General features: G+C 64.3%; 48 protein-coding genes. 43 read left to right on the forward strand and 5 right to left on the reverse strand.

Annotation, left to right across the window (positions count from 1 at the left end; all coding sequences use genetic code 11):
* Positions 1 to 39 precede the first annotated feature (39 nt).
* Entirely contained in the window at positions 40 to 411 is a 372-nt protein-coding gene (locus ACTHQX_RS05445) for a hypothetical protein (RefSeq protein WP_440155948.1), read from the reverse strand.
* A 12-nt stretch (positions 412 to 423) separates the two neighbouring features.
* Complete coding sequence (locus ACTHQX_RS05450) at positions 424 to 900, reverse strand: hypothetical protein (protein WP_440155947.1); 477 nt, start codon at positions 898 to 900, stop codon at positions 424 to 426.
* Between the two features lie 257 nt (positions 901 to 1,157).
* Between ACTHQX_RS05450 and ACTHQX_RS05455 the strand changes: the two genes are divergently transcribed.
* The 18 genes from ACTHQX_RS05455 (at position 1,158) to ACTHQX_RS05540 (ending at position 8,006) form a co-directional block, all read left to right on the forward strand.
* Entirely contained in the window at positions 1,158 to 1,427 is a 270-nt protein-coding gene (locus ACTHQX_RS05455) for a helix-turn-helix transcriptional regulator (protein WP_440155945.1), read from the forward strand.
* 24 nt (positions 1,428 to 1,451) lie between these two features.
* On the forward strand, positions 1,452 to 1,622 hold the full coding sequence (locus tag ACTHQX_RS05460) for a hypothetical protein (RefSeq protein ID WP_440155943.1): 171 nt from the start codon (positions 1,452 to 1,454) through the stop codon (positions 1,620 to 1,622).
* Positions 1,619 to 1,948 carry a hypothetical protein gene (locus tag ACTHQX_RS05465; RefSeq protein ID WP_440155941.1) on the forward strand — a complete coding sequence of 110 codons (330 nt, stop codon included), beginning with the start codon at positions 1,619 to 1,621 and terminating at the stop codon, positions 1,946 to 1,948. The genes ACTHQX_RS05460 and ACTHQX_RS05465 overlap by 4 nt, the downstream gene beginning before the upstream one ends.
* Positions 1,945 to 2,085: a hypothetical protein gene (locus ACTHQX_RS05470; protein ID WP_440155940.1), complete on the forward strand. Its 141-nt coding sequence runs from the start codon at positions 1,945 to 1,947 to the stop codon at positions 2,083 to 2,085. The genes ACTHQX_RS05465 and ACTHQX_RS05470 overlap by 4 nt, the downstream gene beginning before the upstream one ends.
* Positions 2,082 to 2,357, forward strand: a complete 276-nt coding sequence (locus ACTHQX_RS05475; protein ID WP_440155938.1) for a hypothetical protein — start codon at positions 2,082 to 2,084, stop codon at positions 2,355 to 2,357. Before ACTHQX_RS05470 ends, ACTHQX_RS05475 begins: the two co-directional genes overlap by 4 nt.
* The gene (locus tag ACTHQX_RS05480; protein WP_440155937.1) at positions 2,344 to 2,556 is read left to right on the forward strand and encodes a helix-turn-helix domain-containing protein; all 213 of its coding nucleotides are present in this window, start codon (positions 2,344 to 2,346) and stop codon (positions 2,554 to 2,556) included. Before ACTHQX_RS05475 ends, ACTHQX_RS05480 begins: the two co-directional genes overlap by 14 nt.
* Positions 2,553 to 2,771, forward strand: coding sequence for a hypothetical protein (locus ACTHQX_RS05485; protein ID WP_440155935.1), 219 nt, complete (start codon positions 2,553 to 2,555; stop codon positions 2,769 to 2,771). The genes ACTHQX_RS05480 and ACTHQX_RS05485 overlap by 4 nt, the downstream gene beginning before the upstream one ends.
* Positions 2,772 to 2,894: 123 nt before the next feature.
* A complete protein-coding gene (locus ACTHQX_RS05490) occupies positions 2,895 to 3,260 on the forward strand; it encodes a hypothetical protein (RefSeq protein WP_440155934.1) in 366 nt (121 codons plus the stop codon).
* On the forward strand, positions 3,257 to 3,385 hold the full coding sequence (locus ACTHQX_RS05495) for a hypothetical protein (RefSeq protein ID WP_440155932.1): 129 nt from the start codon (positions 3,257 to 3,259) through the stop codon (positions 3,383 to 3,385). Before ACTHQX_RS05490 ends, ACTHQX_RS05495 begins: the two co-directional genes overlap by 4 nt.
* A 2-nt stretch (positions 3,386 to 3,387) precedes the next feature.
* The gene (locus ACTHQX_RS05500; protein ID WP_440155931.1) at positions 3,388 to 3,567 is read left to right on the forward strand and encodes a hypothetical protein; all 180 of its coding nucleotides are present in this window, start codon (positions 3,388 to 3,390) and stop codon (positions 3,565 to 3,567) included.
* On the forward strand, positions 3,564 to 3,734 hold the full coding sequence (locus ACTHQX_RS05505; protein WP_440155929.1) for a hypothetical protein: 171 nt from the start codon (positions 3,564 to 3,566) through the stop codon (positions 3,732 to 3,734). The genes ACTHQX_RS05500 and ACTHQX_RS05505 overlap by 4 nt, the downstream gene beginning before the upstream one ends.
* Complete coding sequence (locus tag ACTHQX_RS05510) at positions 3,731 to 4,582, forward strand: hypothetical protein (protein ID WP_440155928.1); 852 nt, start codon at positions 3,731 to 3,733, stop codon at positions 4,580 to 4,582. Before ACTHQX_RS05505 ends, ACTHQX_RS05510 begins: the two co-directional genes overlap by 4 nt.
* Positions 4,579 to 5,550: a hypothetical protein gene (locus ACTHQX_RS05515; protein WP_440155926.1), complete on the forward strand. Its 972-nt coding sequence runs from the start codon at positions 4,579 to 4,581 to the stop codon at positions 5,548 to 5,550. Before ACTHQX_RS05510 ends, ACTHQX_RS05515 begins: the two co-directional genes overlap by 4 nt.
* Complete coding sequence (locus ACTHQX_RS05520) at positions 5,550 to 6,005, forward strand: single-stranded DNA-binding protein (RefSeq protein ID WP_440155924.1); 456 nt, start codon at positions 5,550 to 5,552, stop codon at positions 6,003 to 6,005. Before ACTHQX_RS05515 ends, ACTHQX_RS05520 begins: the two co-directional genes overlap by 1 nt.
* A gap of 72 nt (positions 6,006 to 6,077) precedes the next feature.
* Positions 6,078 to 6,410, forward strand: a complete 333-nt coding sequence (locus ACTHQX_RS05525) for a glutaredoxin family protein (protein WP_440155923.1) — start codon at positions 6,078 to 6,080, stop codon at positions 6,408 to 6,410.
* A complete protein-coding gene (locus ACTHQX_RS05530; protein ID WP_440155922.1) occupies positions 6,407 to 6,538 on the forward strand; it encodes a hypothetical protein in 132 nt (43 codons plus the stop codon). Before ACTHQX_RS05525 ends, ACTHQX_RS05530 begins: the two co-directional genes overlap by 4 nt.
* A complete protein-coding gene (locus tag ACTHQX_RS05535; RefSeq protein WP_440155921.1) occupies positions 6,535 to 6,762 on the forward strand; it encodes a hypothetical protein in 228 nt (75 codons plus the stop codon). Before ACTHQX_RS05530 ends, ACTHQX_RS05535 begins: the two co-directional genes overlap by 4 nt.
* Positions 6,759 to 8,006, forward strand: coding sequence for a DNA cytosine methyltransferase (locus ACTHQX_RS05540; RefSeq protein ID WP_440155920.1), 1,248 nt, complete (start codon positions 6,759 to 6,761; stop codon positions 8,004 to 8,006). Before ACTHQX_RS05535 ends, ACTHQX_RS05540 begins: the two co-directional genes overlap by 4 nt.
* Here ACTHQX_RS05540 and ACTHQX_RS05545 read toward each other — a convergent pair.
* Positions 7,973 to 8,386, reverse strand: coding sequence for a hypothetical protein (locus ACTHQX_RS05545; RefSeq protein WP_440155918.1), 414 nt, complete (start codon positions 8,384 to 8,386; stop codon positions 7,973 to 7,975). The two genes, ACTHQX_RS05540 and ACTHQX_RS05545, sit on opposite strands and share 34 nt — an antisense overlap.
* Positions 8,387 to 8,498: 112 nt before the next feature.
* On the opposite strand from ACTHQX_RS05545, the gene ACTHQX_RS05550 reads away from it, so the two are divergent.
* From ACTHQX_RS05550 to ACTHQX_RS05605, 12 genes are all read left to right on the forward strand, one after another.
* Positions 8,499 to 8,891, forward strand: coding sequence for a hypothetical protein (locus ACTHQX_RS05550; RefSeq protein WP_440155916.1), 393 nt, complete (start codon positions 8,499 to 8,501; stop codon positions 8,889 to 8,891).
* Between the two features lie 196 nt (positions 8,892 to 9,087).
* The gene (locus tag ACTHQX_RS05555) at positions 9,088 to 9,495 is read left to right on the forward strand and encodes a hypothetical protein (RefSeq protein ID WP_440155914.1); all 408 of its coding nucleotides are present in this window, start codon (positions 9,088 to 9,090) and stop codon (positions 9,493 to 9,495) included.
* Positions 9,492 to 10,031: a hypothetical protein gene (locus ACTHQX_RS05560; protein WP_440155913.1), complete on the forward strand. Its 540-nt coding sequence runs from the start codon at positions 9,492 to 9,494 to the stop codon at positions 10,029 to 10,031. The genes ACTHQX_RS05555 and ACTHQX_RS05560 overlap by 4 nt, the downstream gene beginning before the upstream one ends.
* Positions 10,028 to 10,324 (forward strand): hypothetical protein, encoded by a 297-nt coding sequence (locus ACTHQX_RS05565; protein WP_440155912.1) that lies wholly within the window; start codon positions 10,028 to 10,030, stop codon positions 10,322 to 10,324. The genes ACTHQX_RS05560 and ACTHQX_RS05565 overlap by 4 nt, the downstream gene beginning before the upstream one ends.
* 68 nt (positions 10,325 to 10,392) lie before the next feature.
* Positions 10,393 to 10,893, forward strand: a complete 501-nt coding sequence (locus ACTHQX_RS05570; RefSeq protein WP_440155910.1) for a hypothetical protein — start codon at positions 10,393 to 10,395, stop codon at positions 10,891 to 10,893.
* A 108-nt stretch (positions 10,894 to 11,001) separates the two neighbouring features.
* Positions 11,002 to 11,178, forward strand: coding sequence for a hypothetical protein (locus ACTHQX_RS05575; protein ID WP_440155908.1), 177 nt, complete (start codon positions 11,002 to 11,004; stop codon positions 11,176 to 11,178).
* A complete protein-coding gene (locus tag ACTHQX_RS05580; protein WP_440155907.1) occupies positions 11,175 to 11,474 on the forward strand; it encodes a hypothetical protein in 300 nt (99 codons plus the stop codon). The genes ACTHQX_RS05575 and ACTHQX_RS05580 overlap by 4 nt, the downstream gene beginning before the upstream one ends.
* Positions 11,471 to 11,662 (forward strand): hypothetical protein, encoded by a 192-nt coding sequence (locus ACTHQX_RS05585; RefSeq protein WP_440155905.1) that lies wholly within the window; start codon positions 11,471 to 11,473, stop codon positions 11,660 to 11,662. Before ACTHQX_RS05580 ends, ACTHQX_RS05585 begins: the two co-directional genes overlap by 4 nt.
* Positions 11,659 to 11,847, forward strand: coding sequence for a hypothetical protein (locus ACTHQX_RS05590; RefSeq protein WP_440155903.1), 189 nt, complete (start codon positions 11,659 to 11,661; stop codon positions 11,845 to 11,847). Before ACTHQX_RS05585 ends, ACTHQX_RS05590 begins: the two co-directional genes overlap by 4 nt.
* A 5-nt stretch (positions 11,848 to 11,852) precedes the next feature.
* On the forward strand, positions 11,853 to 12,098 hold the full coding sequence (locus tag ACTHQX_RS05595; protein WP_440155902.1) for a hypothetical protein: 246 nt from the start codon (positions 11,853 to 11,855) through the stop codon (positions 12,096 to 12,098).
* Positions 12,095 to 12,508 carry a hypothetical protein gene (locus ACTHQX_RS05600; RefSeq protein ID WP_440155900.1) on the forward strand — a complete coding sequence of 138 codons (414 nt, stop codon included), beginning with the start codon at positions 12,095 to 12,097 and terminating at the stop codon, positions 12,506 to 12,508. Before ACTHQX_RS05595 ends, ACTHQX_RS05600 begins: the two co-directional genes overlap by 4 nt.
* A gap of 984 nt (positions 12,509 to 13,492) precedes the next feature.
* Positions 13,493 to 13,945 carry a hypothetical protein gene (locus ACTHQX_RS05605; RefSeq protein ID WP_440155899.1) on the forward strand — a complete coding sequence of 151 codons (453 nt, stop codon included), beginning with the start codon at positions 13,493 to 13,495 and terminating at the stop codon, positions 13,943 to 13,945.
* A gap of 5 nt (positions 13,946 to 13,950) precedes the next feature.
* On the opposite strand, the gene ACTHQX_RS05610 is transcribed toward ACTHQX_RS05605, so the two are convergent.
* Positions 13,951 to 14,454: a hypothetical protein gene (locus ACTHQX_RS05610; protein ID WP_440155898.1), complete on the reverse strand. Its 504-nt coding sequence runs from the start codon at positions 14,452 to 14,454 to the stop codon at positions 13,951 to 13,953.
* Entirely contained in the window at positions 14,451 to 14,972 is a 522-nt protein-coding gene (locus tag ACTHQX_RS05615) for a hypothetical protein (RefSeq protein WP_440155897.1), read from the reverse strand. The genes ACTHQX_RS05610 and ACTHQX_RS05615 overlap by 4 nt, the downstream gene beginning before the upstream one ends.
* A gap of 126 nt (positions 14,973 to 15,098) precedes the next feature.
* Here ACTHQX_RS05615 and ACTHQX_RS05620 point away from each other — a divergent pair, with 126 nt between their 5' ends.
* The 13 genes from ACTHQX_RS05620 (at position 15,099) to ACTHQX_RS05680 (ending at position 26,163) form a co-directional block, all read left to right on the forward strand.
* Entirely contained in the window at positions 15,099 to 15,743 is a 645-nt protein-coding gene (locus tag ACTHQX_RS05620; RefSeq protein ID WP_440155895.1) for a DUF7341 domain-containing protein, read from the forward strand.
* 1,074 nt (positions 15,744 to 16,817) lie between these two features.
* On the forward strand, positions 16,818 to 18,320 hold the full coding sequence (terL, locus tag ACTHQX_RS05625) for a phage terminase large subunit (RefSeq protein WP_440155893.1): 1,503 nt from the start codon (positions 16,818 to 16,820) through the stop codon (positions 18,318 to 18,320).
* A gap of 10 nt (positions 18,321 to 18,330) precedes the next feature.
* A complete protein-coding gene (locus ACTHQX_RS05630; protein ID WP_440155892.1) occupies positions 18,331 to 19,863 on the forward strand; it encodes a hypothetical protein in 1,533 nt (510 codons plus the stop codon).
* Positions 19,864 to 19,872: 9 nt separating this feature from the next.
* Positions 19,873 to 20,913 carry a phage minor head protein gene (locus ACTHQX_RS05635; RefSeq protein ID WP_440155891.1) on the forward strand — a complete coding sequence of 347 codons (1,041 nt, stop codon included), beginning with the start codon at positions 19,873 to 19,875 and terminating at the stop codon, positions 20,911 to 20,913.
* A gap of 187 nt (positions 20,914 to 21,100) precedes the next feature.
* On the forward strand, positions 21,101 to 22,291 hold the full coding sequence (locus ACTHQX_RS05640) for a hypothetical protein (RefSeq protein WP_440155890.1): 1,191 nt from the start codon (positions 21,101 to 21,103) through the stop codon (positions 22,289 to 22,291).
* 14 nt (positions 22,292 to 22,305) lie between these two features.
* A complete protein-coding gene (locus tag ACTHQX_RS05645; protein WP_440155889.1) occupies positions 22,306 to 22,656 on the forward strand; it encodes a DUF2190 family protein in 351 nt (116 codons plus the stop codon).
* Positions 22,657 to 22,667: 11 nt separating this feature from the next.
* Positions 22,668 to 23,735 carry a phage major capsid protein gene (locus ACTHQX_RS05650; RefSeq protein ID WP_440155888.1) on the forward strand — a complete coding sequence of 356 codons (1,068 nt, stop codon included), beginning with the start codon at positions 22,668 to 22,670 and terminating at the stop codon, positions 23,733 to 23,735.
* Between the two features lie 84 nt (positions 23,736 to 23,819).
* The gene (locus ACTHQX_RS05655) at positions 23,820 to 24,251 is read left to right on the forward strand and encodes a hypothetical protein (protein WP_440155887.1); all 432 of its coding nucleotides are present in this window, start codon (positions 23,820 to 23,822) and stop codon (positions 24,249 to 24,251) included.
* Positions 24,248 to 24,664 carry a DUF6093 family protein gene (locus tag ACTHQX_RS05660; protein ID WP_440155885.1) on the forward strand — a complete coding sequence of 139 codons (417 nt, stop codon included), beginning with the start codon at positions 24,248 to 24,250 and terminating at the stop codon, positions 24,662 to 24,664. The genes ACTHQX_RS05655 and ACTHQX_RS05660 overlap by 4 nt, the downstream gene beginning before the upstream one ends.
* Positions 24,665 to 24,673: 9 nt before the next feature.
* Complete coding sequence (locus ACTHQX_RS05665; protein ID WP_440155884.1) at positions 24,674 to 25,033, forward strand: HK97-gp10 family putative phage morphogenesis protein; 360 nt, start codon at positions 24,674 to 24,676, stop codon at positions 25,031 to 25,033.
* Entirely contained in the window at positions 25,026 to 25,442 is a 417-nt protein-coding gene (locus ACTHQX_RS05670; protein ID WP_440155883.1) for a hypothetical protein, read from the forward strand. The genes ACTHQX_RS05665 and ACTHQX_RS05670 overlap by 8 nt, the downstream gene beginning before the upstream one ends.
* A gap of 9 nt (positions 25,443 to 25,451) precedes the next feature.
* Complete coding sequence (locus tag ACTHQX_RS05675; protein WP_440155881.1) at positions 25,452 to 25,643, forward strand: hypothetical protein; 192 nt, start codon at positions 25,452 to 25,454, stop codon at positions 25,641 to 25,643.
* Position 25,644: 1 nt separating this feature from the next.
* Positions 25,645 to 26,163 (forward strand): hypothetical protein, encoded by a 519-nt coding sequence (locus ACTHQX_RS05680; protein ID WP_440155879.1) that lies wholly within the window; start codon positions 25,645 to 25,647, stop codon positions 26,161 to 26,163.
* Positions 26,164 to 26,194: the final 31 nt, after the last annotated feature.

Here is a 26,194-nt window from a genome sequence, read left to right on the forward strand (position 1 = left end):
TAGTAGAGAGCACTGACAGGATTAGTTTGCGCTCAAACTTTAGTGGTTGGTGCGGGCCTGCGCGGCGAGGTTTTGCAGCTCCCGGGACATGCTGATCAGCACGCGCTGGGAGGACTCGGGCAGGTCGCGGGCGCCGGCCAGCTGCAGGGCCGAGTCGTCCGGGCCGCCCATGTTCAGACCGAGGTCCTTGGCGCAGGCGGCGATGACGTCGCCGACGTTCACGTTCAGGCCGCGGGCGAGGCCCTTGATGGTGGCGGGGTCCGGGAAGAGCATGATGGGCTTGGTGGCCATCTGCTGCAGCCGGGACTGCGTGGGGATGCCGCCGCAGTCGCGGGAGAGTTCGGCGTTGTTGCGTTCGCCGCGGGTGTTCATGATGAGGGCTCGGAGGCCCCCGGTGCTTTCTGTCGTCATGGTGGGTGGTCCTTATTCTTCGGGAAGTTGATCGTGGCCGATCTCGGCGTCGGGTTCACGGGCGGCCAGGCGGTAGTCGTCCTGGGCTTCCTGCGGCTCGGTAGCTGCGATCTCGGTTTCGAGGCGGTGGATGGTGCGGTTGTCTTTGAGGAAGACGCGGATTATGTCGATGATCACTTTCCGCTGTTCGGGTGTGAGTGCGTCGACGCCGGGGGGCAGTTGGTCTGCAAATCGGGCTTGTGGTGGTGCCTCCTGCGCGGCTGCGTAAACCTTTTCCACTGGTACTCCTGATAGTTGAGCGAGCGCCTCCAAGGTTCGCCGACTCGGCCGCGAGGTGTACGTGCCGGCGAGGATCTTGTCGACTGTCGTGTAGGACAGTGTGAGACCTTTTCGTTCTGCTATACGGCCCAGCTGACGCCCCCTAGCGCCTCCGTTGTTGTCGGAGGCCGCCTGGGCGATCTCCGTCAACGTCATTGGTGTGCTGTCCATGGGGCCCATCCTCTAACCAGTTGTATTACTTGTTCCAACGATTCAAACTTTCCCGAATACAAGTAAACCGGCTAGATCCTTGAAATTGCAGGGAAACAAGCCCGTGTTGTTGACAAGTGACTGACAAGTGGAGCACACTTCACTTGTCAATCACTAAGAAAGGATGCAGGATGTACACGTACCAAGGCAAGGAAAAAGAACGGCGCCCCAGCTTCGCGGCCAGGCGCCCCAGAACACGACTCCGGGGGGAGGTCTTTATGAAGCCCATCAGCACGGCCACGCTCAAGAAGCGCCGTGAGCGTGAAGGCTATTCGCAGCGGCAGCTCGCGCTCCTCTGCAAATGCACCCAGGCAGCGATCTCCGCACTTGAATGCGGAACCATGACGCAATGCTCGGAAGACCTGGCAAACCAAATCGCCAAGTGGCTACGCCGCGACGTCGACGAACTCTTCATCCGCAATGAGGATTCACGCGTGGCCAGAATGACAAACGCGGCAGGCTCCAAACGCCAGCTCGCAACCGTATAAGCACCAGTCCACAGGGGGACAACCATGGCAACATCCACGCTCACCGCCGCGCCCACGCAGAAGCTGCGCGACCTCATCGAAGACACCACCTGCGGGATGGCAACACCGGACGAGCTGCACAACGCCCTCCTCGAGCTGGAAACCCTAATGGGCTGGACCCTCACCAAACCCACAGAAGAAATGGAACCCGCATGACCACCACAGCTACCGCCAACGACGAGCAGGCGCGGGTCCTGCGATTCGCCAAGGACCTGGCCGACCCCGACTGGTCGCTGTCGGTCCCCCGGCCCGCCAAGGACACGATCGCAAAGCTGGTGGACATCATCGAAGCCAGCCCCCGGACCATCCACAGCATCGGCGCCATTACTGCAAAAGAGGGCATGGTCGTCGCGACTGCGCACGGCAAGGTCATGGTGTACATCAACGGCCACTGGCAGACGCCGAACTCGCTCGCTTGGTGGCAGCCCCAAGTGGACTGGCTACCGCTCACCGTTCTCCGCGAAGGCGAGGGGGGCGAGTGAACGCGGAGCAGCGGGACAAGCTCCTCGACCTGCACCGCGAGGCCGTCAACATGATGGCGTCCGGCGACATCACCGCGTACACCGCAGCGGACGACGCGTTCCGCGACTACCTCATGAGATTGGAGATAACCGAATGACCCAAGCAGCTGTACTCGAGACGGATTGGAAGGCGGACGCTCTCGTCGTGATTGAAGACCTGGCCAAGACTGGGAACCCCTTCAATGCCGACACCCTGCGGGAGCGTGGTGTGCCTGAGCCTTCGAACCATCAGAACCAGTGGGGCGGACTCTTCACCGCGGCCAAGAACCGAGGCCTGATCGCCAAGGCGGACTACTCGAACAGCCGGCGGAAGTCGCGGCACGGCGGGTTCCTCCACGCATGGAAGGGTGTGCCACGTGCCGGCCACTAAGACAGCCACCGCGCTCCCCCGGCTCGCGTACACCATCCCCGAAGTCGCGGAGATGCTCGCCGAGCACCCGGACACGGTGAAGAAGCATTGCCAGACGCAGGATCTGCGCGGCGCGTACAAGATCGGCGGCCGGTCCAGCCCGTGGCGGATCCCACCCAAAGCCATCGACTACTACCAGGCAACGAGGAGCAAGCAGTGAGCGATAAGGATGATGCTCTGCGGCTGGTCGCATCCACGAACGCGGAGGCGGCTGAGGCTGAGGCTGTGGCGGCGGAGAAGCAGGCCGCGAGGCGGGCGGCTGTGCGTGCTGCTTTTCAGGCTGGTTGCACGGCGCCGGAGGTGGGGAGGATCCTGTCGGTGACGCCGCAGCGGGCGTACCAGATCCGGGACTCCGGCCTTCAACAAACTGCTTGAAAACAAGTGTCACTTGTTTCTGTCGCTAGTTGAAGGTGTAATAGATGCAGCACAACAAAAGAGGCCCACGGGCTGCAACCCGCGGACCTCACGCCCACCGAACCCACGAAAAGGAATCGTTCGATGAACACCACCAAGTATAGCAACGGCTACTTCTTCACGAAGGAACAGGCCGCCAAAGTAGCCCGCGACCTCATCGTCTCCCACCACGAAACCGTGGCCCTCAACGACCAGGACGCCGACCGCCTCGCCTACCGCATCAGCGGCATCTTGGGCATCCCAGCCCAAAACGATGCCGTCGAAAACGCTTTGAACTTGCTCGATGAGCTACTTCAAGTCGAACGCGGCACGCACACCGCACTCGAGGTCAACAGGGCCGGCACCGTCGACAACACCGAGCAGGTCCTCGAACACCTCGAGATCCAGCTCGACATGGCCATCGCCGACGTCGTCACCGGATTCCAGGACCACTGGGAGCTGGCAGCATGAACCGCCGCCAGCCGATCCGGCTCACCGAACGCGGCGAACTCGTCCTCGGCACCCTCGCAGGGCTCGCCTTCCTCTTCACCATCACAATCTTCTTCGCCTTCCTCGGCGACGTACTCGGGATCTGACCATGACTCAGTGCTACTGCGGCGGCCACTACCGCTGCGAAGACTGCCGCCGCGACGTCTGCTTCTGCAACTGCGAACACGACGGCACACCCGACACCCAGGCCGAAGTCACCGCCGGCCACGTCAACCCATCCACCGCCCGCCTCGAAGCCTGGGCACAGAAGCAGGAGCTGACCGTATGAGCTACGACCCCCGCGACGACGCCGCCGGTGAGTGGATCGTCTACGACGAGATCGGCTACCCCATCGGCCGCTACGGCCAGGACGAGACCAAAGCCCGCGCAGTCGCCCGCCTCTGCGGCGGCCGCGACAAAGGCGTCACCGCCATCTACAAGGAGCCAGCACGATGAGCACGAAGATCAAGGAGCCGGTGAAGGGCCTGACCTTCACCCACAACGGGCACCGGTACAAGCTCGACGGGCTCCCCGTCACCGGCGTGACCACCATCCTCAACGGCGGGATCCCCAAGCCCGCACTGATCTACTGGTCCGGCAAGACCGTGGCCGAGTACGTCGAAGCGAACCCGGCCGAGATCGAATCACTCCGCAACCGTGACGACGTCGACTTCGTCCGCGAGCTGGCCGCCATCCCCGCGAAGGTCCGCGACGAAGCGGGCGTCAGGGGCACAGCGGTGCACGACTTCGCCGAGATCCTGGCGACCACCGGCACCGTCGAAGACGTCCCCGAAGAGCTCGCCGGGTACGTCGAGGGGTACGCGGATTTCCTCGACCGGTTCCAGATCACCCCGCTCCTGATGGAGCGGCCGTGCGCCAGCCGGCAGGACTGGTTCGCCGGGAAGTTCGACATGATCGGCACCTCTCCCCTGCTCAACGACGGCAAGCCCGTGATGATCGACCTCAAGACGTCCAAGTACGTCTACGGGGAGACCGGGCTGCAGTGCGCGGCCTACTCCCTCGCCGAGTTCTACATCGACGAGGACGGCAACGAGCACCCGCTCCCAGAGATCGCAGCCACCTACGTGGCGCACGTGACCCCCATGGACCGGGACGGCGAGAACGCCCGGTACGGTGACGCCCCGCTGGGCACCACGCTCTATCCGCTGGCGAAGAACCGCGACGAGATGAAGGGCCACTACGCCATGTTCCTGGCCGCGGCCTACACCCACAAGACCACCAAACTCCGGGAAGCCATCGTCGGCGAACCGGTCAAGCCCGAACAGAAAGCAGAAGCAGCATGAGTGAAGTAGCAATCCCCCAGCAGGCGGCAGCCCCGATGGCCGCCCCATTCAGCGCCGCGGGCCTCCCGCCGACGGCCGCGACCGTGTCCCTCATGGAGTGGGCGCAGGAACTCGCAGCAGCCCACCAGCTCGGCACCGCCCTGTGCGGCACTGAGTTCGTCCCTTCATCGTTCCGTGGCAAGCCCGAAGCGGCAGCCGCGGCGATCCTCGCGGGCAAGTCCCTCGGACTCGACCCGATGAACGCGCTGGCCAACATCTTCGTTGTCTCCGGCCGCCCGTCCATGTACGCCCGAACCATGGCGGCGCTCGTCATGCAGGCCGGCCACACCATCCGCCGGGTCGAAGCGAACGAGCAGCGCGTCGTGTACGAGGGACGCCGGAAGGGCGAAACCACGGCCACCCGTGTTGAGTGGACCATCGCCCGTGCGCAGAAGGCCGGCTACACCTCGAACAAGAAGTACCAGACGGACCCCATCGGCATGCTCACCGCCAAGTGCCAGGCCGAGATCTGCCGCGTCATCGCACCTGACGTCCTCACCGGTATCGCCGCGACTTCCGTGGAAGAGGTCGAGCTTGACGACCTCGGCGAGCAGACCGCCGCTCCTGCCGAGGCAGCGCCGAAGACCAAGCGCACCATCAACCGTGCCAAGGCACCGGCCCCGGACCTGCCCGCCGTCGTCCACGAAGCACCTCAGGACGAGCCCGAAGCGCCAGGCGAGGCACTGGCCACGGCCGCGCAGCTCACCAAGATCCACGTCATCCTCGGCAAACTCGGCGCCAACGACCGCGAGTCCGGCCTCGCTGAACTCTCCACCTTCACCGGCCGCACACTCGAATCCTCCAAGGAGCTCACCAAGGCGGAAGCTTCCCGGTTCATCGAAGAAGCTGAGACGCCCCCGGCCGACGCTGACGGTGTCCTGCCCGCCGAAGACGCAGACGCTCAGTGGCTGGCAGGGGTGGGCAACTGATGGCCGGCGAAACCACACTGACCCTCATCGGGAATCTGACGAATGATCCAGAGCTGAGGTTCCAACCTTCGGGCGCGGCCGTTGCCAACTTCACGGTGGCCAGCACGCCCCGGACGTTCGACCGGCAGAGCAACGAATGGAAGGACGGCGAGACACTGTTCCTGCGCTGCTCCGTGTGGCGCGAGGCAGCCGAAAACGTCGCCGAGTCCCTCACCAAGGGCACCCGCGTCATCTTGTCCGGCCGGCTCGGCAGCCGCAGCTACGAGACTCGAGAAGGCGAGAAGCGCACCGTCATCGAACTGCAGGTCGACGAGATCGGCCCAAGCTTGAAGAACGCCACCGCCAAGGTCAACCGCACCCAGCGCAACAGCCAGGGCGGCGGCTCCAGCGGCGGCAACTCCGCAGCTTGGGGCGGCGACTCCGGCGGCTACGGCGGCGGCGAAGTCCCCTTCTAACCAACCCTTGCACCATCCACCGCGGGCGCCTGAACCATCGGGCGCCCGCCACCATCCCCTCAAGGAGAAGCATTGACAGTCACTGACATCGCACCCCGCATCGAAGCCCGCGACGGGGCAGCCGTCGTTCTCTACTCCAAGCCGTCCTGCGTCCAGTGCGATGCGACCAAGCGGAAGTTCAACAAGAAGAACTTGGCGGAAGGAGTCGATTACACCGTCGTCGACGTCAGCCAGGACGCCACCGCGCTTGAATTCATCAAGTCCCTCGGGCACCTCCAAGCACCTGTCGTCTACGTCTCGAAGCCCGAAGGCGATGAGCACTGGTCCGGGTTCATCGCCGCCAAGATCGACGAGCACATCGCCAGCAAGGAAGCTCCCGAGGCAGAGCTGGAGGCCGCCTCGTGAAGACCATCGCCCTCCTCCCGCCCAAGCCCGCCCTCAACCTCCCCAAGCAGCAGAAGACCATCCCAACGTGCAGCTCGTGCGACGGGCCCCTGAACGGCACCGGGGAGTGCCGCGGCTGCACCAAATGAACATCACCAGCCGCAACGCTCCACCCGCGCCAGAAAAGATGCGCCAGGCCGAACAGCTATTCGCTGACGGCGCATCCCAAACCGAGGTGCACCGAACCACCGGCATCAACCGCGGCACCCTCCGGAAGTACTTCCCAGGCCACGGCTGGAGCTACCGGCAAGCCGGAGAGTTCCGGCAACTCACCAAAGACACACCCCTCAACTTGAAAGGAAGCCCGGCATGAGTCTCACGGTCTCAGACTTCTTCTGCGGCGCCGGCGGATCCAGCACCGGAATCATGCAGGTCCCAGGCCTGCACGTGAAGCTGGCGCTGAACCACTGGGAACGCGCCATCGAAACGCACGGCTACAACCACCCGGACACGGACCACGCCTGCGCAGACATTGCCCACATCCGGCCGGAGTTCACCCCACGCACCGACCTGCTGTGGGCATCCCCGGAGTGCACGAACTTCACCGTGGCCAAGGGCGTCAAGCGCGAGCAGTGGGACGGCCAGGACTCGCTGTTCACGGACGGGATCCCCGACGAGGCAGCGCAGCGGTCCCGCGCCACCATGTACGACGTGCCCCGCTTCGCCGAGATCCACGAGTACGAAGCGATCATGACCGAGAACGTGGTCGAAGTGACCGCGTGGAAGCCGTTCCGCGGGTGGCTGCAATCCATGGGAGACCTCGGCTACGAGCATCGGATCATCAGCCTCAACTCCATGCACGCCCAGGCTTTCGGCGACGGTGCCCCACAGTCCCGTGACCGTGTCTACATCGTGTTCTGGCGCAAGGGCAACAAGGCCCCTGACTTCGACCGCCTCCGTCCCATGGCCGAGTGCCCGGAGCACGGCATGGTCCGCTGCATCCAGGCATTCAAGGACCCGAAGAGGATCGTTGGTAAGTACCGGCAGCAGTACGTCTACCGCTGCCCTCACACCAGCTGCCGCAACGCTGTCCTCGAGCCCGCCGTGAAGCCTGCAGCGGAGGCCATCGACTGGGGCATCAAGGGCAAGCGAATCGGAGACCGGAAGAAGCCGCTGGCGGCCGCGACCATGCGGCAGATCGTGGACGGGCTGAACCGCTACCCGAACGCAGAGAGCATCCTCACGCAGTTCTACGGCTCCCCATCGCCCAAGCCGACCACGGACCCGTACAGCACATTCACCACCAGGGACCGGCACGGACTCGTAGTCACTCTACGGTCCAACGCTGTGGCCACCCCGGCCAGCGAGAAGCCGTTCACCACCATCACCGCCGGCGGCAACCACCACGGGCTCATGACCTACACCGAGAAGGACGTCGCCGACGTCGCCTTCCGGATGATCCAGCCACACGAGCAGATGTGGGGAATGGACTTCCCGCGGGATTACACCATCCTCGGGACGATGAAGGAGCGCACCATGCAGGCGGGCAACGCCGTCACTCCCCCGGCAGCCCGGGATCTTGCCTACCTCGTGTCCGACTCACTGCAGGCCTTCTGATGTTCCGAACCGCCGGGGTCGACACCGAGGTTGCTCGGATGGGCAAGGGGCGCGAAGTAGTCATCAACTTCCTTCTTCAGCAATCCGAACACCATGAAGAAGAAAGCAAGGAACAAAAACACGAGACTTGTCAGGATGCCGCTGTCCACGACAATCGCGGATGGCCCCTTGAAGTCCGAATCGGTTATGACGATGACAAGACACACGAAGGTTGTGGACAGATTGAGGAAGATCGCGGCGGTACGGACAAGGAAATGAACCTCGGACCAGAAACCACGCCGACCTCTGTGAAGCCCGGCCCGCTGCTCCAATGCCAGCACGATCAACAGCGTCGGGATGATTTGGGCGAGCAGGCCAGCGGCGGGGGGTTCTATATGCATGCACACCAGCTTATTTGCCGTACGAACGCTGCTTAGTCATGCCTTCAGGAACCAGCCCCGGGCGTAGCAAACGCGTACAGCTGGTCCGAGGTCTCACATGAAAGGAACGGTCGTGGCCAAGGACACCAGGCCATACTTCACGCTCACGAACGAGTATCCGCGGCACCGGAAAATCCGGGTCCTGTCGGATAAAGCGTTCCGGTTGCACGTGGAATTGATCGCGGACTGCAACGAGAACAAAAGTGACGGGCATTTCACGAAGCACGAGCTGAACACGCGGGGCCCGAAAGCGGGAAAGGAGCTGATCGACAAAGGGCTTGTGATCGCTTTGGAGGACGGGAATTACGTGCTCCACGACTACCTCGACCACCAGCACTCACGGACGCAGATCGAGACGTACCAGGCGAACAAGCAGGAGTCGGGCGGGTACGGCGCCCACGTCCGGCACCACGAAAAGAAGGGGGTGTTCAAACCGGAATGCGCGCACTGCCAGGAGGCTGCCTAGCGGCTAGCAAATCCTTAGCACCTGCTATAGCAAACGCATGGCAGAGGGTTAGCGAAAAGTTAGCACCATTAACCATTAACCACTTACTACTCACCTATGTGCCTATCTCACCAAAGCTTTTAGTCCAGTTCTAAAGAAGTTGTGGCTAAGAAAATCAGTCAATCGTCCAGTTACGTAACGCGAAGGAGGCAGACACTTGACTGACCAAATCAGCATCACCCGGCCCCAGGCAGAAGCGCTGGCGGGGATCCTCCACCAGCTCCGGCCCGAATGGGGCACACCAGCCCTCATGACCCTCATCGGGCGCAACCTGACCCACCCGGCCACGTTCCCCCAACTCACCCAGGCAGCCATCACGGCAGCCACCCGGAGGAACCCCGACGGCAGCCACGTGGCCCGCACCCCAGCAGTCATCTACCAACCCGGCCGGCACTGGGACCAACCAGTGCAAGAGACCGGGGCGCAGGTCCCCCCAGGTCCCCCCTGCGAAGACCACCCCACCTTCGAAGCCCACAACTGCCGAGCCTGTTGGGGAGACATCAAAGCCGGACTCAGACCCACCGACCGCCTCGGCAAACACCACGAAACGGAAATCGCATCATGACCGAAACCGAAAAGATGACCCGCATCCAAGTCAACCTCCCGCTGCCGATGGACGTCGCCGGCACCGTCATGCGAGTGATCGGCATGGCCTACCCCGAAGCGCTCATGGAAGGCCGCGGCAGGTCCATGACGTTCCTCATCCCGGAAGGCGCACGACCACGCAAGGGCAGCAAGACCAAGGCCAAGCCCGAGGTCCGCGGAGACGTGGAGGCTGAGCTGTTGGAGATCGGCCCGCAAGGGATCTCCATCACGACACCGGAAGCCCTCGCAGCCGCTTCACTCGACATCATGCGGACCAGCTTCGAGCAATTCCCCGACGCGAAGAACTACCTCGAGCAGCGCTGCTACGACCGGGCAACGAACCGCGGCTACGTGATGACCTTCCAGCGAGCCGAAGGCAACACCCCGCACGAGATGCGCAAGAAGGCCGAGGACAAGCTCGCCCGGATCGAAGGGGCACTCAAGCTGCTCTACCCCGACGACATGACCCCGTCAGCCAAGAACGTCCTCACCCGAATCCTGGAGGAAGAATCATGACCACCGAGACCCCCCACTACGTGGCGACCGGCATGCACACCGAAGCGACCCTCAAAGCCCGCCACCAGGAAGCGCTGGACATCTTCGAGGCATGGTGCGACCGGGTCCGGCAGAGCGGTGGCCAGGATCGTGTGGCGGCTGTGCTGCAGCAGGAGGAGGCGTGGGATTGGGTGGTGGCGACGAAGGCGGATCTGGACCTGTACCGCAGCGTTGTGTGCCAGCGGGGCTCTGTGGTGGGTAGGACGGGTCCGCATGGGCGGTCTGGGGTGATTACCTATGCCGGGCATCACTAGGCCCGGAGAAACGATTCTGAGGCGCTACCGCTGCCAGCACAATTTGGCCATCACCAAGGAGAACCATCGTGACCATCCTCGCGATTGACCCAGGCAACACCCACTCCGGGTTCGCGCTCATCGACCCGGAGACGTGTCGGCCGCTCAGGGTCGGGAAGATCCCGAACGCCGAAGTTCTACACCTGATAGCAACCACCAGCTACACCCGCCTAAGCGTTGAGATGATCGCCTCGTACGGCATGGCTGTCGGCAAGGAAGTCTTCGACACCTGCGTGTGGATTGGCCGGTTCGTCCAGCAACACATATGGGCCGGCCCTGACGTCGAACACGCCCTCGTCTATCGCCGTGACGTGAAGCTCCACCACTGCCAGAGCGCGAAGGCGAAGGATGCCAACATCACGCAGGCGCTCATCGACCGGTTCGCCTACGGGCAGCCCAACCGCGGGAAGGGTACTAAGGCCGCTCCTGGCTGGTTCCATGGCTTCGCGGCTGACATGTGGCAGGCGTATGCCCTGGCTGTCCTCACAGCAGACGAGCAGCGCGCAGCTTTGCCCGTCGAAACGCTTTGAAATCGTTGCTACACCAAGTGGGACTTGCTATACTTGCTGGGTCAGGAAAACTTGATCCCCGGCCCAGCGAGCTGCAACTCCCGCCGGACCACGAAAAGGAAACCCACGATGAGTGCTCAGACTCAAACCCCCGCCAAACAAGCGGCCCGCAACCAGCTGTTCGCCGCCGCCCTCCAAGCACCACAACCCGCCCACTACGCCACCCACGCCGAATACACGCTGGCATTCGAGGCCTACCAGGCCAGCACCATGCAGCCCCTCCGCGAACAGCTGGCCACAGCATGAGCGCCCAAGTCCTTGACGGGTCCATGGCAGTCCTGTGGGGTTCCACGACTAGGGAATTGAACTGGGTGCACCTTGACCCGAAGCATGGCCGCCAGTCGGTCGCCCGCGCCACCGCTGGCGGCTTCTGGGTCCGGGAGATCCACCCGGTGCCGAACATTGCCGGGATCGCCGGGCAAGCCCTGTGGGCATGGGCGCAGATCAAGACCGGCCAGGACCTCTCCGACCAGGCAACGCACAGACTCGCACCGCCATCGATGCAGGTCATCGAACCAATCCCCGTCGAGGTATCCAAGTGACGGCCCCGGCTATGCCCCGCCCCGACGTCGAGTCACTGCGGGCTGAGGCGGACCGCCTGGACGACGCCTACACGGCCGCGATCCGTGAAGCCGCCCGCGAGAAGAACTGGTACGGGGTGCCCGCTTACGCGCACGCCGCACAACAAGCCCGCGCCGCACTCCGCGCAGCAGAGGAAGGGCAACCATGAGCGAGTTCGAACGTAAGCACAAGACCGCGGTGACGACCATCGGCGGCGATGTATTCCTATCGCTGCCCGATGACCAGTACATCCAGATGACGCCCGAACAGGCGCGTGCCATTGCTACCAAGCTGTTCTTGCAGGCGGCGGAGGCAGCAGGGGAAGCCCGACCGTCGGTGGTGGTCTTCCAGTGAGCGCGGTGTCTGACGGGCTTGACGCGCTCCAGGCACGGCTAGACAAGGCTGCGCCGGGGTCCATCACCATCACGCCCAGCGACGTCGCATGGCTGCAGGAAACCGCACGGAAGCAGGACGACACGCTGTCCGCCGTCCGGGCCCTGCACCGGTCCAAGGCTCTCCCGTGCACGCTCCCCAAGGACCAGACCTGCACCGGGTGCGGGCACCCCTGGCCATGCCCCACCACGCAGGCACTGGACGGCGCATGAGCCACCTGACCCTGGTCCACGCCCGGCATGACCTGCCCCCGTCATGGGACGGCGTGCCCGTGGAGTGGTCCGAGTGGAGCGAGGGCCACACGACGCTGGCGCTGCACGTCCCAGCGGACAAGCTCGCCTGTGACAGGTGCGGGGCCATAGAGGAAGCGTCGATCAGCTTCGGCAAGCGGCCGCCCGAGCACCCAACGTTCATGACCACCCGGACGAAGACGACCAAGTCCGGGCACCAGTACGACGTGCCGCACGAGGTCGAGGCGTGGGCGGTCCGGGACCTCATCGCCGCCCGCTGCCGGCACTGCCTGCACGACGTCGTCACCGACACCCGAACCGGCGAAGCGTGGGACCTCGAAGCACCCGACTACGAAGACGCCGGCTCATACCCCGATGACGTACTGTTCTAACCCCGAGGGCGAAGGAGCCTGCATTGTCAGTAGACGCGAATGGACGCCATCACGCCGAGGTTGGCACCGGGGCGGCGTCGTTCTGGGAACGCCCCACCAACCACTACCCGGACTGCACCTGCCCCGCCTGGCGCTACCACCCAAGGCACCCCAAACCCACCAACCCGGACTGCCCAGAGCACGGAGAACGGGAAGCAGCATGAGCCGCCGACCCACCACGGCTGGAATGGTGAGCCGGCGACTCGTGCACCTACCTCAGCAGGTGATCAATGAACACGACTGCGACAGTAGCCAGCGGCACGGCAGTGGCCTGTACATAAGGCAAGGCCGAGTCGGCAAGACGGCTAGGACGTCGGCGGGACTTCTTGGATCGGGCCATTTGGCTGGCACCTTTCGGTTTCAGGGCGTGCGCGCTCCCTGCCTTCGCAGATTGATTCGGCCGGTGACCGATGCCTACGATGGGCGCAGAAGCACACCAGCCATCGCTGGATGTTTCTCCTCAGCCGCCCACCTCCACGTCCGTCCAAAGACGAGGTGGGCTGCTGCATTTCTAAACTAGCGCGCCCTGTCTGACTCTTTCTTCGTGGTTACGCCCGGACGGAACCTGACGGCCGCGGTCTTGCTCGCACGTGTGCGCCAGTCGCACCGTGCCAAGCCGCAAGAAATGTTAACTAGCGGTAACTGACTGTAACTATCCAGTAGCAACCGAAGTCGCGCCTGGGAACATCACCGGCACTTCGACGGCTGCCGAGAACTTTTGGACATTACAAGCCGAGCGTGAATTATGACGGAGGAGAAGCTGTGGCGAACGAGCACTTGCAACCCAAGGGCGGCTGTGGCGCAAAGCTGAAAGGCAAGCGAGCGGGCGAACTCTGCAGTTTGACGCCGGCCGAGGGCGCCACCCGCTGCTGGCGGCACGGTGGTGCGTCACCGCAAGCAAAGAAGGCGGCCGAACGGCGGGTAGCAGAGCAGGAAGCAAAGAACATGATGACCAAAGCCGTGCGCACACTCGGCCTGCCTGTGGACGTCGACCCCGGCAAAGCCCTGCTGGACGAGATCCACTGGACCGCCGGGCATGTCGCCTGGTTGCGGGAGAAGGTGCAGGAGCTCGAAGCTGAGGAGCTCGTGTGGGGCAAGACCCAGCACGACGACGGGGTGGGCCCCCAGGGCGTCGTGGACGTGACCACAGAGAAGGCCGCGCCCTCGGTCTGGTACGACCTCTACCTCAAGGAGCGCGAACACCTCGCCAAGGTCTGCGCCCTCGCCCTCCGGGCCGGGATCGAGGAGCGCCGGGTGAAGCTCGCCGAGAACCAGGGCCTCCTCGTCGCCGACGTCATCCGCCGCATCCTCAACGCCCTCGGCCTCACCCCCGAACAACAACTGCTCGTCCCCGAAATCGTCCCCCGGGAACTCCGTGCTCTCGCGACAGGAGCCTAGATGCTTTACTCCTCCGTGTCGGGCGGGTCAGTGTCAAACACGATTGTGGGATGCACATCTGAGCTCAAGCTGTCGGCGATTCGGTTCGCGTCACCTGCATTAGGAAAGTCAAGGATTACTTCGTGGCCCCGCACACTGATGGTTGCGGAACGGGTACCGAAAAGGTCAGACCTAATCGTCGCCGGCAGACCATTCATGATTGGGTTGTGGAGCCCGACCTTTTCAAAGGCATTCCGGCCATAAGTCGGGCTCGGAATCAGGGGGGTGCTAGCCGACCAGTTGGCGACGTTGATACCGGTGTTCGGTATGTTGTCCAGGCCAAGTCCCATGTTCTGAATCACCGTTCCAGAGCCCTCGCTGGCCCTCGAACTAGTCGCAGGCGCAGGGGTATCGTCGGGTTCCTCAAGCGCCGCTAGCTCCTCAAGCTCGGGCGACACGTTCTGCTCGAGCTCGTCCAGGAGTTTCTTGCGAAGCTTCGCAACCCTGATGTCAAATTCAGAGATAGTCATTGTTGTGACCCCTCCTTGGCCCTCGCCTTCATCTGCTCCTCTGCAGGGCGGTTGACCACCTCGAGAACGGCTGCCGCCATCAGTTTATCTCTGGCGGCGGCCCAAGTGCTATCGAGCAGCTGCTCCATGAGGATGACCGCAACGATGCCCTTCTTTTCGTCATTCGAAGTGACGTCATCGCAAACAGTCTTGAAGCGTTGCCACCATTGCTCGCGGGCCTTGAGCTCACGCTCTCGCTCGCCGGTTTCCTTAGCGAGCTCACGGTCCTTCTCGGCCGTTTTGGCGGCTAGCTCCCTGTCCTTCTCAGCGCTTGCAAGTGCCAAGTCCCTGTCCTTCTTGATGACGTCGGCTATCTGGTTTGCAGCGGCGTCCCGATTAGCCTGACCTTGCCTGATGGCAACAATGGCTGTAACCACGGCTGCAATCAATACCAAGACGGCCCCGATTATTGCGGCCACTGCCTGGGTGGTCCATGACTCTCCGCCAAGCTCTCCGATGAAGTTAGCCAGACCGTGCATGGATGGATGGTCAGTCCCAGCCCGGCTGCTGTCAATGACCAAATAGAAACGAGCCTCGCCCCGACGAGGAATTACAACCTGGACTTGCTAGAATTACCAGTAGAAAGCGTATCCTGAGGGGGAACATTGGCGTCACTTGATCAGCTCGTCCACCAGCTCGCAAGACCGCACAAAACCATGATCGAACGAGACGGCGGGCAACGTGAGCTTGTTGACGTCCTCCCCTTGCTGCAGCAACTCCGGTACGCCTGCCGGCAAGACTCGCGAGGCGGGGCCAGCGGCCACAGCACCGGACCCAGCGCCCCCATCGCAATACAGGCCGTCATGGACTACCGCGAACTCGCGGGAACCATCCAGGAATGGCACGTCGCCATCACCGGTCAGGCGTACGGGAGCGTGGAGCAGCAGCTCATCGCGTGGGCTCACTGGGTCCAGTCCCCCATCGTGGCCGCGGCGGAGCCTGAGCGGGCGGTCGAGTGTCAGGCGTATCTGGCGAAGTGGGTGGGCAAGATCGAGACCATGCTCCACCCCGTCCGGAAGGGTGAGATCCCCGGCGCCTGCCCCGAATGCACAGCGGCGGAAGCGTGGGAGAACGTCGACGGGGAACGCACCCGGATCGGGCATGCCATCATCACCCAGGGAGGGGCGGCGCGGTGCCTGAACTGCGGCACCACATGGGAAGGCAAAAGCCTCCACGCCCTGGCCGCAGCATTGAAAACAAGTGCAGCTCGTACGAGAAGCGCTCTGCACTTGCAATCAGTCGCCGTCTGAGGCAGGATAGTGCGCGTAGGGCATACGTGTCTCTACCATCAGGAACTTGCCGGACCCCCATGCGGCAGGTTCCTTTTGTTTGCGGGGCCAGGGTCAACACCAGGAACAAAGCACGGGACGCCAGTGAAGGCCGGCCGGAGCGCTTATACCTTTCTAGCCCTGTCATGGACGGACCTGCCCAACACCCCCCGCACACCCACAACTGAATAGCCCGCCGGACATGAACGGCGGGAGGGCTGGACGCAGCGCCGCAAGGCATTGGACGTCCACCGGGTTCGAGTCCCGGCAGTCCACTCGCGGCCTGCCCTTGCTGAGACCCAGGGGCGGGCCGCTTCAACGTGACCGGCCAGCCAAAGCAGCCCGCCTGCACCACATCGTCTAGGGCAGTGGATGGCGTACGCCGGCACCACACCGGGCACGCCCACACCAGCGGCAGACACTGGCGGGGCAACACTCATTTTTCTCCTTTCACCCTAGCCCTGTTCAATCGACGAGTCTCTCGGGCGGCATTTACCCGATCCGCAAACTCTGCCGGGGTTTCAAAAGGGGTCGGGGAGGCCCAAGAATGCAAACAGAGCTTGGCAACGGAAAGAAGCGGAACGACCTGGCCGAATAGAAGCGCGTCTATGTATTTGTCTCTGACGGTCGTTTCCCCGATTAGGAATGCGAAGGCGGTCAGAGCCGCTAGCCCTGCGTAGACGATGAGGGAAGCGAGAGCCTCACGCCTTTGTTCCGGGGACCCGTACGGCCCCACTGTGTGCGTCGCCGCGAGTCCGGCAATAAAAAATGGAAACAACAGGAACAGACTTGCTTGCAGCGGCCACCCGTTCGACGTCCCCACGCTGACAAAGAGGACAACCAAAAGCACCATCGTCAGGATGAGTGCGTATACCCATCCCGTCCTGTCGCACCACGTCTTTACGGCTGCCCATGCACGTGCACAAATTGCAGCGACGGACTCCACGGCCTTGACAACCCGGGTAGCAAAGTCCATGCCGCCTCCTACTTTCCAAAAATGATTGCACTCGACAAGGCCTCGAGGGTAGAGCGCGATTACAAAATGAGGAGCCGACCGTGACCGTGGATATGTGGGAGCACGCGGCCCGCATGTTCGAACCAGTCGCGGCCAAGTGGTCCACCCCCGGGGAGATGGCAGGCGCCACCAACCCGAAGATGGTGCAGACCCCGGCACTTGACCTCATCGACGCCGCCCTCGTTGAAGCATTCAACACCCCCGACTCGCGGCTTATCATCTGCATGGCCCCGCAGGAGGGCAAGTCCGTCCGGGTAGCCAACGACTTCCCCATCTGGTGCCTCACCCAGAACCCCGAACTGCGGATCGTCACCGCCTCCTATGCCCAGGGACTCGCGAACAGGAACGGGCGGGCCATCCGCAACCGGATCCAGGCCACCAAAGACCTCGGCCTGCAGATAGCCAACGACAACGGCTCCGTGTCCGAATGGACGCTGCAAGGCCACCAGGGCGGTGTCCTGTCCGTGGGTATCGGCGCTGGTGTGACCGGCCGCCCCGCGGACATGATGATCATCGACGACCCCATCAAGGACCGCAAGGAAGCGGACTCCGAAACCTACCGCGACAACGTGTGGGACTGGTGGACGGACGCAGCCTCCGCCCGCCTCGCCCCCGGCGCCCCTGTCGTCGTCATCCTCACCCGCTGGCATCAGGACGACCTCGCCGGCCGCCTCCTCGAACGCGACATCGAGGCCGGTTGGAAAGTCCTGAACATCCCAGCTCAGGCGGACCACCGCCCCGAGAAGGGCGAAACTGACCCCCTCGGCCGTGCGCCGGGACAGTTCATGGTCTCCGCCCGTGGCCGCACCCAGCAGCAGTGGGAACGACGCAAAGCCACCGCCGGCCCCCGCACATGGGCCAGTCTGTACCAGGGCCGCCCCTCCCCCGACCAGGGCGGGGTGTTCCCGGCCGGTGAAGAGTGGGCACGCTACGACCAGCCGCTCTGGATCACCCGCGAAGACGGCTCACGGATCGTCCCCGGTATCGGCCGCGACGACCACGAACTCGTGCAGTCGTGGGACCTCACGTTCAAGGACAAGCAGTCCAGCGACTACGTCGTCGGGCAGGTCTGGCTCCGCATCGGCACACAGGCGTACCTGCTGGACATGGTGCGGGAGCGCATGAACTTCAACGCTTCCCTGGGTGCCGTGAAGGCGATGTCCGCGAAGTGGCCGCAGGCCGTGGCGAAGTTCATCGAGGACAAAGCCAACGGGCCCGCGGTGATCAACTCCTTGCAGTCCCAGCTTGTCGGGCTGATCCCGATCGAGCCGGAAGGGTCCAAGACAGCACGCGCCAACGCCATCTCCCCGCTGGTCTACTCCCGCAACGTGATCATCCCGGAACCGCACTTGCTGCCCAACGTCGAAGAGCTCGTCGAGGAAGCCAAGAACTTCCCCAACGGCGCCCACGACGACACCATCGACGCCACATCCCAGGCCGTCAACCGGCTCCTCCTCATGCCGCTCATCAATCACGGCAAACTCATCGAACCCGACGTCTACGACGACTACAACGCGCAGGGCTGGTCCATCAGCCCCGTCTAAGGAGGCCAATGTGGGTAAGTTCCTGCAGCTGCTCGGCCTTCAGGAGGCCGCCACCGCCGCCGAGGTAAAGGTCCACGAGGGCACGGTGGAGACGCTGACGTACCGGCTCGAGGAATCCCTCGCCCAGCTGGAACTCGCCCGGGAGAACAACGGCTGGGCCCGCGTCGTCGAGCAGCACCAGCAGGACTTCACCCGCGAAGGGCTCCGCACCGCGGCCACCCAAGGCCGGGTCTTCGGGATCGCCAACCCCCTCATCAAGCGCGGCCGGGAAGTCCGCCACGCCTACGTGTGGGGCCAGGGCGTCGGGATCTCCGCCCGGGACGAGAAGGTCAACGCCGTCGTGCAGGAGTTCATCGACGACGAAGGCAACCGGGAATCGTTCTACGGCGCCCAGGCACGGCAGAAGTACGAGGGCTGCCTGTACGACGAGGGCAACTTCTTCCTCGCCCACTTCACCAACCCCCTCACCGGCGTGGTAAAGGTCCGGTCCCTCCCGTTCGACGAGATTACGGACGTGAAGACCGCACCCGGTGACAAGGCCACCCCGTGGTTCTACCTGCGGGAATGGACCGAACAGGACGCCAACGCTAAGGATGTCTCGAAGAAGGCGTACTACCCGGCTCTCAAGTACCAGCCGGCTACCAAGTACCGGAATATCGACGGCGTCGAGATCATCTGGGACGCACCTGTCCGGCACGTGAAGGTCAACGCCGGCGACGGGGCCAAGTTCGGCATCGGCGACTCTTACGCGGCGATCCCGTGGGCCCTGTCCCACAAGGGGTTCCTTGAGGACTGGGCGCTGCTGATGAAGGCGCTGGCGAAGATCGCTTTCGTGACGTCCTCGAAGCGGTCCAATGACGCGCAGTCGAAGCGGGCCGCGCTGCAGGGCATGGCCAACGTCCCGGCCGGCTCCGGCGTTGCCATGTCGGATGACCAGAAGATCGAGGCCCTGCCGAAGTCCGGCGCCACGTTGGACTCGGAATCCTCGCGACCACTAGCGACCATGGCAGCATCCGCCATCGGGCTCCCTGTCACCATCCTCCTGGCCGACCCCGGCCAGACCGGGGCACGGGCCACCGCAGAGACACTGGACCTCCCCACTCGGCTCACGTTCCAGGCGAGGCAGGAACTCCACGCCGAGGTCATCATGGACTCCGCCGGGTACGCCGTCGAACAGGCCGTCATCGCCCCCCGCGGCGCTTTGCGCGGCCTTGGCACGGCGATCCGGGACGGGGACCGGCTCAGGGTCAGGTTCAACGACCCAGCCACCGCCACCGTCGAGGTTGTCTTCCCCGGCCTGGACGAGGTGCCCCTCGAAACACTGATGAAGGCCATCGGGGAAGCGGACGGCCTGTCCGTCAAGCCGCCGCCGCTCGTGCTCCTGAAGCTCGTGCTGCAGGCACTCAAGCTCCGCGACATCGACGAAATCCTCGCCGAGGTCATGGACGAGGACGGCAACTACCTCCACCCGGAAGTGAGCGCCGGCGACCGGGCAGCGAAAGCATTCCGAGACGGCGAAGACCCCGCGGCAGCGTTGAAGTAGGAGGTTCGGATGGCGGTCACGGCCGATACATTGCGCGTCGTGGCCGACCTCCGCACCAAACTGGAACGGATGACGGACGCGCAAACCCTTGCTCTCACCCGGGCTTGGGTTGACGCGTGGGATGTCCTGGCCCCGTCCTTCCAGCTCGCGCTGCTGGAACTCATGGCACAGGCCGCCGACGGTGCGGTGTCACGGTCTGTGGTGGCGAAGAACATCCGCCTCCGGGACGCTTTGCAAGCCACACGGCAGATGCTGGACACCCTCGCCACGCAGACGGAAACCGTCGTAACCAACGACGTGTCCACTGCTGTGCTGGATGCGGTGGACGGGCACGCCGCACTGATCTCCTCCCAGCTACCCGCGGACACAGCGACGGCCAGCATCAGCTTCACCAGGATGTCACCGGACGCGCTGGCCGCCATCGTGGAGCGCACCACCGAGCAGATCCACTCCTCCACCCTGCCGCTCCCGGCGGATGTCGAGCAGGCGATGAAGAAGCAACTCATCCGGGGTATCGCAGTCGGGGACAACCCGCGCCGGACCGCGGCCAAAATCGTGGAGGCCACACAGCGCAGGTTCAACGGCGGCCTCACCCGGGCCCTGACCATCGCCCGCACCGAGACCCTGGACGCCCACCGGGCAGCGACACAGGCGTCGGAGAAGGCCAACAAGGACATCCTCGAAGAGTGGGAATGGCACGCCGCGTTCAACGCCCGCACGTGCCCGTCCTGCTGGGCGAAGCACGGCACCCGGTACCCCTTGGACCAGCCGGGCCCGGAGGATCATCAGAACGGCCGCTGCGCCCGCGTGAGCGTCACGAAGTCGTGGAAGGATCTTGGCTTCGACATCGAAGAGCCCGAGTCGATCACCCCGGACGCCGAGGAAGTGTTCAACAGCCTCACCCCGGAAACGCAGCGGGCCATCATGGGCGGCACCCGTTTGGATCTGCTGCAGTCCGGCGACATCAAGTGGGCTGACCTGTCCACCGTCAGGCACACCGACGGGTGGCGCGACTCCCACGTCGTGACCCCCGTGAAGGATCTCCTCTAGGTTCCGTCGCTGGCCGAGGGCTCGTACTGCACGGCCCCGCACCACTTGCACTCAACCGCCATCGAACCACCGCTGCCCCGCAGGTAGACGGCGTGAACCTTCCACTCGTGCCCAGGGCACTCCCCAGGCACGCCCGCGTTGTCGTTCGAATCGTCGGCCGTCACACACCCATTCTAGGAGGCTGTCAATGCCGCAACTCATCAGGGAATCGGTCAGCCTCTCGGCCACACCAGTGGTCAAGTCCGGCCGGATCCGCATCAAGATCATCGACGCCGGCAAGGGCTCCAGCGGCGACTACCCCGCCTCCACCATTGAGGCCGCGGTCAAGGACAAGGTCTTCGCCAAGGGCCTGCACATGTACGCGGACCACCCCGGCATGACGGAGTCGTTCGACCGGCCCGAGCGGACCATCAAAGATCTCGCCGCAGTCCTCGAAACCGACGCCGAGTGGGTCGCAGAAGAGTCCGCAGCGTACGCCGAGGCGAAGGTTTTCCCGCACTGGCGCGAGGTCATCAGCGAGATGGCCGACGACATCGGCGTCAGCATCCGCGCCTCCGCCGAAGTCGAGGACAGCAAGGACGGGCTCCGGACCATCACCAAGCTCCTGCACGCCGAGTCAGTCGACTTCGTAACGAAGGCCGGCCGCGGCGGGAAGATCGCCGAAGTCCTCGAATCCGCCCGCGCCGTCGAAGCCACCGCGAACGACACCCGCGAATGGCTCCAGGCCGCCGTGAAAACGACCTCGGACGGGTACGCCTACGTCCGCGACTTCGACGACACCAACGTCTGGTACGCCTCCTGGGACGACGACGCAGAGCACCTGTACCAGCAGGGCTACACGCTCTCCGGGAACACGGCCACCCTCACCGGGGACCCCATCGAGGTCCGCGTCGAAACCAGCTACGTCCCCATCACCCCAGCCACAGAGGCTGCCAAAGATTCCGCTCCGAACCCGGCAGCGGTCACCGAAAATCAGGAGGAAGCCAACATGGCAACCATTGATGATAAGGAACTCGCCGACCTGCGCGAGTCCGCCAGCCGGGCCACCGCGGCCGAGGCTGACATCACCACCGCCACCGAACGCGCCACCCGCGCCGAGACGGCACTCACCACCGCCAACGACAAGGCCGCAGCCGCCGTCGTGGAGGCCGCGTTCACCGCCGCCGGTATCACCGCCCCCAAGACCGCCGCCCGGCTGTCCAAGGGCTACCCGGTCGACGAGTCCGGCGTGCTCAACACGGAAGCGCTGGCCAACGACATCGCCGAATCCCTCGCAGAACTGCAGGTGTCCAACGGCGCCGGCACCGTCCGCGGCCTCGGCGACACCGTGACCGAGTCCAAGACCATCACCGACGACGACGTCGTCAACGCACTCTAAGGAGGGGCGCGAACATGGCAAAGAACCAGCGTTACACGCACAACAAGCACATCGCTCTGACCGCTGACAAGGCTGTCGAGTCCGGCGCCCCGGTGAAGATCGGCCAGTACGTCGGAGTGGCCCAGACGAAGGCCGCTGTCGGCGAAAAGGTCACCGTCTGGCTGGACGGCTCCTACGACGTGCCCGTCACCGGCACCGTCGCTGAGGGCGGCATCGTCTACATCAAGCCGGCAGACAACACCCTCACCGCCACCTCGACCGGCAACTTCCCCTTCGGTGTCGCCAACGCAGCCAAGGGCACCGGCACGGCAGCCCTCGAGGTCGCACCGTTCGGCAAGATCACGACCACCGCCGCCCTGGCGTAAGGAGAATGACCATGGACATCTTTGATAACAAGGGGTGGCGGAAAGCCCCGACCCGCGAAGAGCGGGTCTTCGAGGCCGCACAGTTCTTCGGCACGGGCCGCCGTGGCGGCCCGATGGCCCAGGCTGAGGTAGCTGAAGCATTCAGTACCCCGGACTTCCCCGTCCTGCTCGGCGCTGCCTTCACCAAGAAGGCAGTCACCGCGCAGAAGGCCGCCGTCGACGAGTTCGAGCCGGTGCTGACCAACACCACGGCACCGGACTTCGAGCGTCACAAGCTCGTTGACCTGTGGGGCGGTGACGAGTTCGAGCGCGTCCGTCAGGGTGAGGAGTACAAGGGCGGCACGCTCAACGAGACCGACCTAGACCACGGCACCGCGAAGTACGGCAAGTCCTACGGGCTGACGTTCGAGCTGCGCCTCCGCCGGATCTTCTCCGACCTCGCCAACTTCCCGGTACTGCTGGGATCCGGCGCGACCAAGGCCAAGAACACCGCAGTCGCACAGCTGCTCGTGGAAGCCGGCGAATGGGACCCGACGTTCTTTGGGACCGTCGCGAACGTGCCGCTGACCGCAGAGAACCTTGACCTGGCTCTCAAGGACCTCGCCACCCGCGAGGACCACCGAGGCGACCTGGTGGACACCTCCAACCTCGTGCTCATGGTCGGCCCCGGCCTGCAGTCCGAGGCGAACCGCATCCTGAACGCGGCCAAGGTAGTCATCAAGGTGACCGCCGGTTCCAAGGTCACCGAGACCGAGATGGACAACCCGTTCCGCGGCCTCGTCACCCTGCTGGTCTCCCGCCGTCTCGGCAAGGAGCTCGGCGCGAACCAGGGCAAGGCATGGGCGCTGGTCCAGGGCAAGGGCTCCACCCTCCCCTCGATCATCAACACCGGCCTTGAAGGTCACGACGGCAACGTCGACATCCGCGTCAAGCGCGACCAGGGCGAGAACGTCGGCGGAGGCCAGATCGCCGTGGACGAGGGTTCGTTCAACGACGACACCATCTGGTACCGCGGCCGGAACTTCTTCGGCATCGACAAGGGCTTCACCACGGGCGTGTACGCGTCCAACGGCGGCTAACCACCGCCCCCAGTGGTGCCGGGTGACAAATAGGGCAAATCAACCCCACCCGGCACCACCCCCAACTTTTCACAGGAGGCTGGCATGGCTGATGAGATCATCGACGGCGGCGATGCTGACACCGAGTTCAGCACCATCGACGGCGTCATCGATTACACCTCTCCGCTGGGTCAGATCCGCCTCCTGATCACGGACGTGTCCGACGTCCCGGCAGAGCGGTTGTTCACGGACGCCCAGCTCAACGTGTTCTACCAGCTGCGCGGCGAGAACGTGAACCGTGCCGCTGCCCGGGCGCTCACAGTCATTGCCGCGTCTGAGGTGCTTGTCGGTAAGGTGATCCGTAACCAGGCCGGCCAGTCCACGGACGGGGCGAAGGTCAGCGCTGAACTGCGGGCGCTGGCTGCCACGTATGAGGCGGAGGCTGACGGCGCGGACGCTGCAGCGTCTGGTGGGTTCTTCGAAGTCGTACCCCTCTACGGCTCGGCTAAACCCGAGGGTGCGGAGTGGCGGCTATGAGCCCCCTGCCCAACACCCGGGTTGTCCCCGCTGGCTGGGCTGAGCACCACCGGAAGGCCTCCGAGGGATTCATGACATCCCCGGGCACCGTGCACCGCATCAGCGACGGGCCTCCCCCGTACCCCAAACCGGTGGGGTGGACCGGGGAAGCCCTGATCCACGAGGCGCTGTTCAGTGTCGAACCGCTCAACCGTGAAGGCGGCGGCACCCCCGCCGAGCAGCCCACCACCGAACGCCAATACCAGCTCACCACCAAAGTCATCGACGCACCCGCCTTCCGGGCCGGTGAGCGCGGGGACATCGTCCGTGTGATCGGCCGGGAGTTCCGGATCGTGAACATCAAGTTCGGCTCCCAACTGTGGGAGATCGACCTGATCTGCGTGGACAACCTCACCCAGCAAAACCCCGACTAGGAGTCCGCCGTGTCCGATGACCTCCGCCGCCTTAGCGCGGATCTCGCCAGGGCGGCCAGGACTACCGGGCAGCGCGCCCAGATCGTGGTCCGCAAGACGGCCAAGGACATTGAAGCCACCGCTAAGAACCTGGTCCCCGTTGACACTGGCAACCTCAAGGGTTCGATCGGCACCTCGGATCTCCGCACGGTGGGCCGCTCCGGGTCCCTGTCCGCAGAGATCGGGCCGACCGCTAACTACGGGGTGTTCGTGGAGCAGGGCACCAGCCGCATGGCGCCGCAGCCGTTCATGGGGCCCGCCGCCGACCGGCACACCGGAGCGTTTGAGCAGGCCATGGCGCAGCTCGGGCAGGAGGCCCTGAATGGTTGAGCCCGCGGCCCTCACTGGCCCGGTCATGGCGGCGCTGGAAACCCTGCCTGGCCTGTCTGCGTGGGACGGATACGTGCCCCAGGAACTCCCCGAAACCGGCGGCTACGTCGACCCGTACGTGGTGCTGTGGGCAGGGACCGGCGACGAACCGGACGAACTGACCGCGTGTGGACGGCAGGACGGCGACAGCATCATCTGGGACTTCCAGACCACCTCAGTGGGCGCAACCCCGGAGATTTGTCGGGCCGTCGACTACGCCGTCACCGGCGCCCTCACTAACCTGCCCGTGCGCACCGGCCGTGTCCGACGCAACCCGGACGGCTACAACCAGCAGCCGCCCATCCTCGACACGCAAACCACCCCGGCCCGCTTCATGCTCCCCCGGCAGTGGCGGCTCATCACCAACTAGGAGAACACCTTGGCAGACGACGGATTTGTCACCGCAGTGCCCCCGAACGGCGGAGAGAAGCGCCGGGTACCGGTGCACTACCTGAAGGCACCGTTCAACTTCAAACTCCCGCCCTCCACACGGAAGGTCCGGGAACCGGCCACTCCGGCCACAGCCAAAGTAACCGAACCGGCCAAGCCGGAGACAGAGGAGGCAAGCTGACATGAAAGTCGCTGCTGACGGCAAGAAGAAATTCACCCTGCTGACCACCGCCCCCGCGGCGGTCAGTGGCATCCCTGACGAGGACGAGCTGAACGCCGGCAAGGACATTTCCTGCGCCGTGCTCGACTCCGACGCGAACTGGACGAACACCGCGTCCGACCGGTTCAACGAAAAGGCAGCCTGCCAGAAGGGCAACTCCCAGGCCCTCGGCGCGTCGAACTATGACACCGCGCTGACGTTCCTCCGGGAGTACCTGGAAGCGGGCGGCGCGGACACCACGGGCGAGGACGCCGGCTACGCCGCGGTGCGGGTCAAGGGCACCACGTCCTGGATCTACCTGCGCGAGTCGGACAAGGACTCCACCGAGCCGTGGGAGGCCGGTGACATCATCGACCTCGGCGGCGAAGTTGTCTCTGACGCTCCGATGCGTGTGAACAACGATGGCAACATCAAGCGCCGCATCGAGTTCCTGCCGCAGAACATGATTGTCGAGCAGGCAGTCCTCGCGGGGACGCCGTAACAAGCCGGGTGGCTGGTCGTAAATTCAGGCT

The sequence above is a fragment of the Arthrobacter sp. SAFR-023 genome, from assembly GCF_051965295.1.
Classification (GTDB): Bacteria; Actinomycetota; Actinomycetes; order Actinomycetales; family Micrococcaceae; genus Arthrobacter.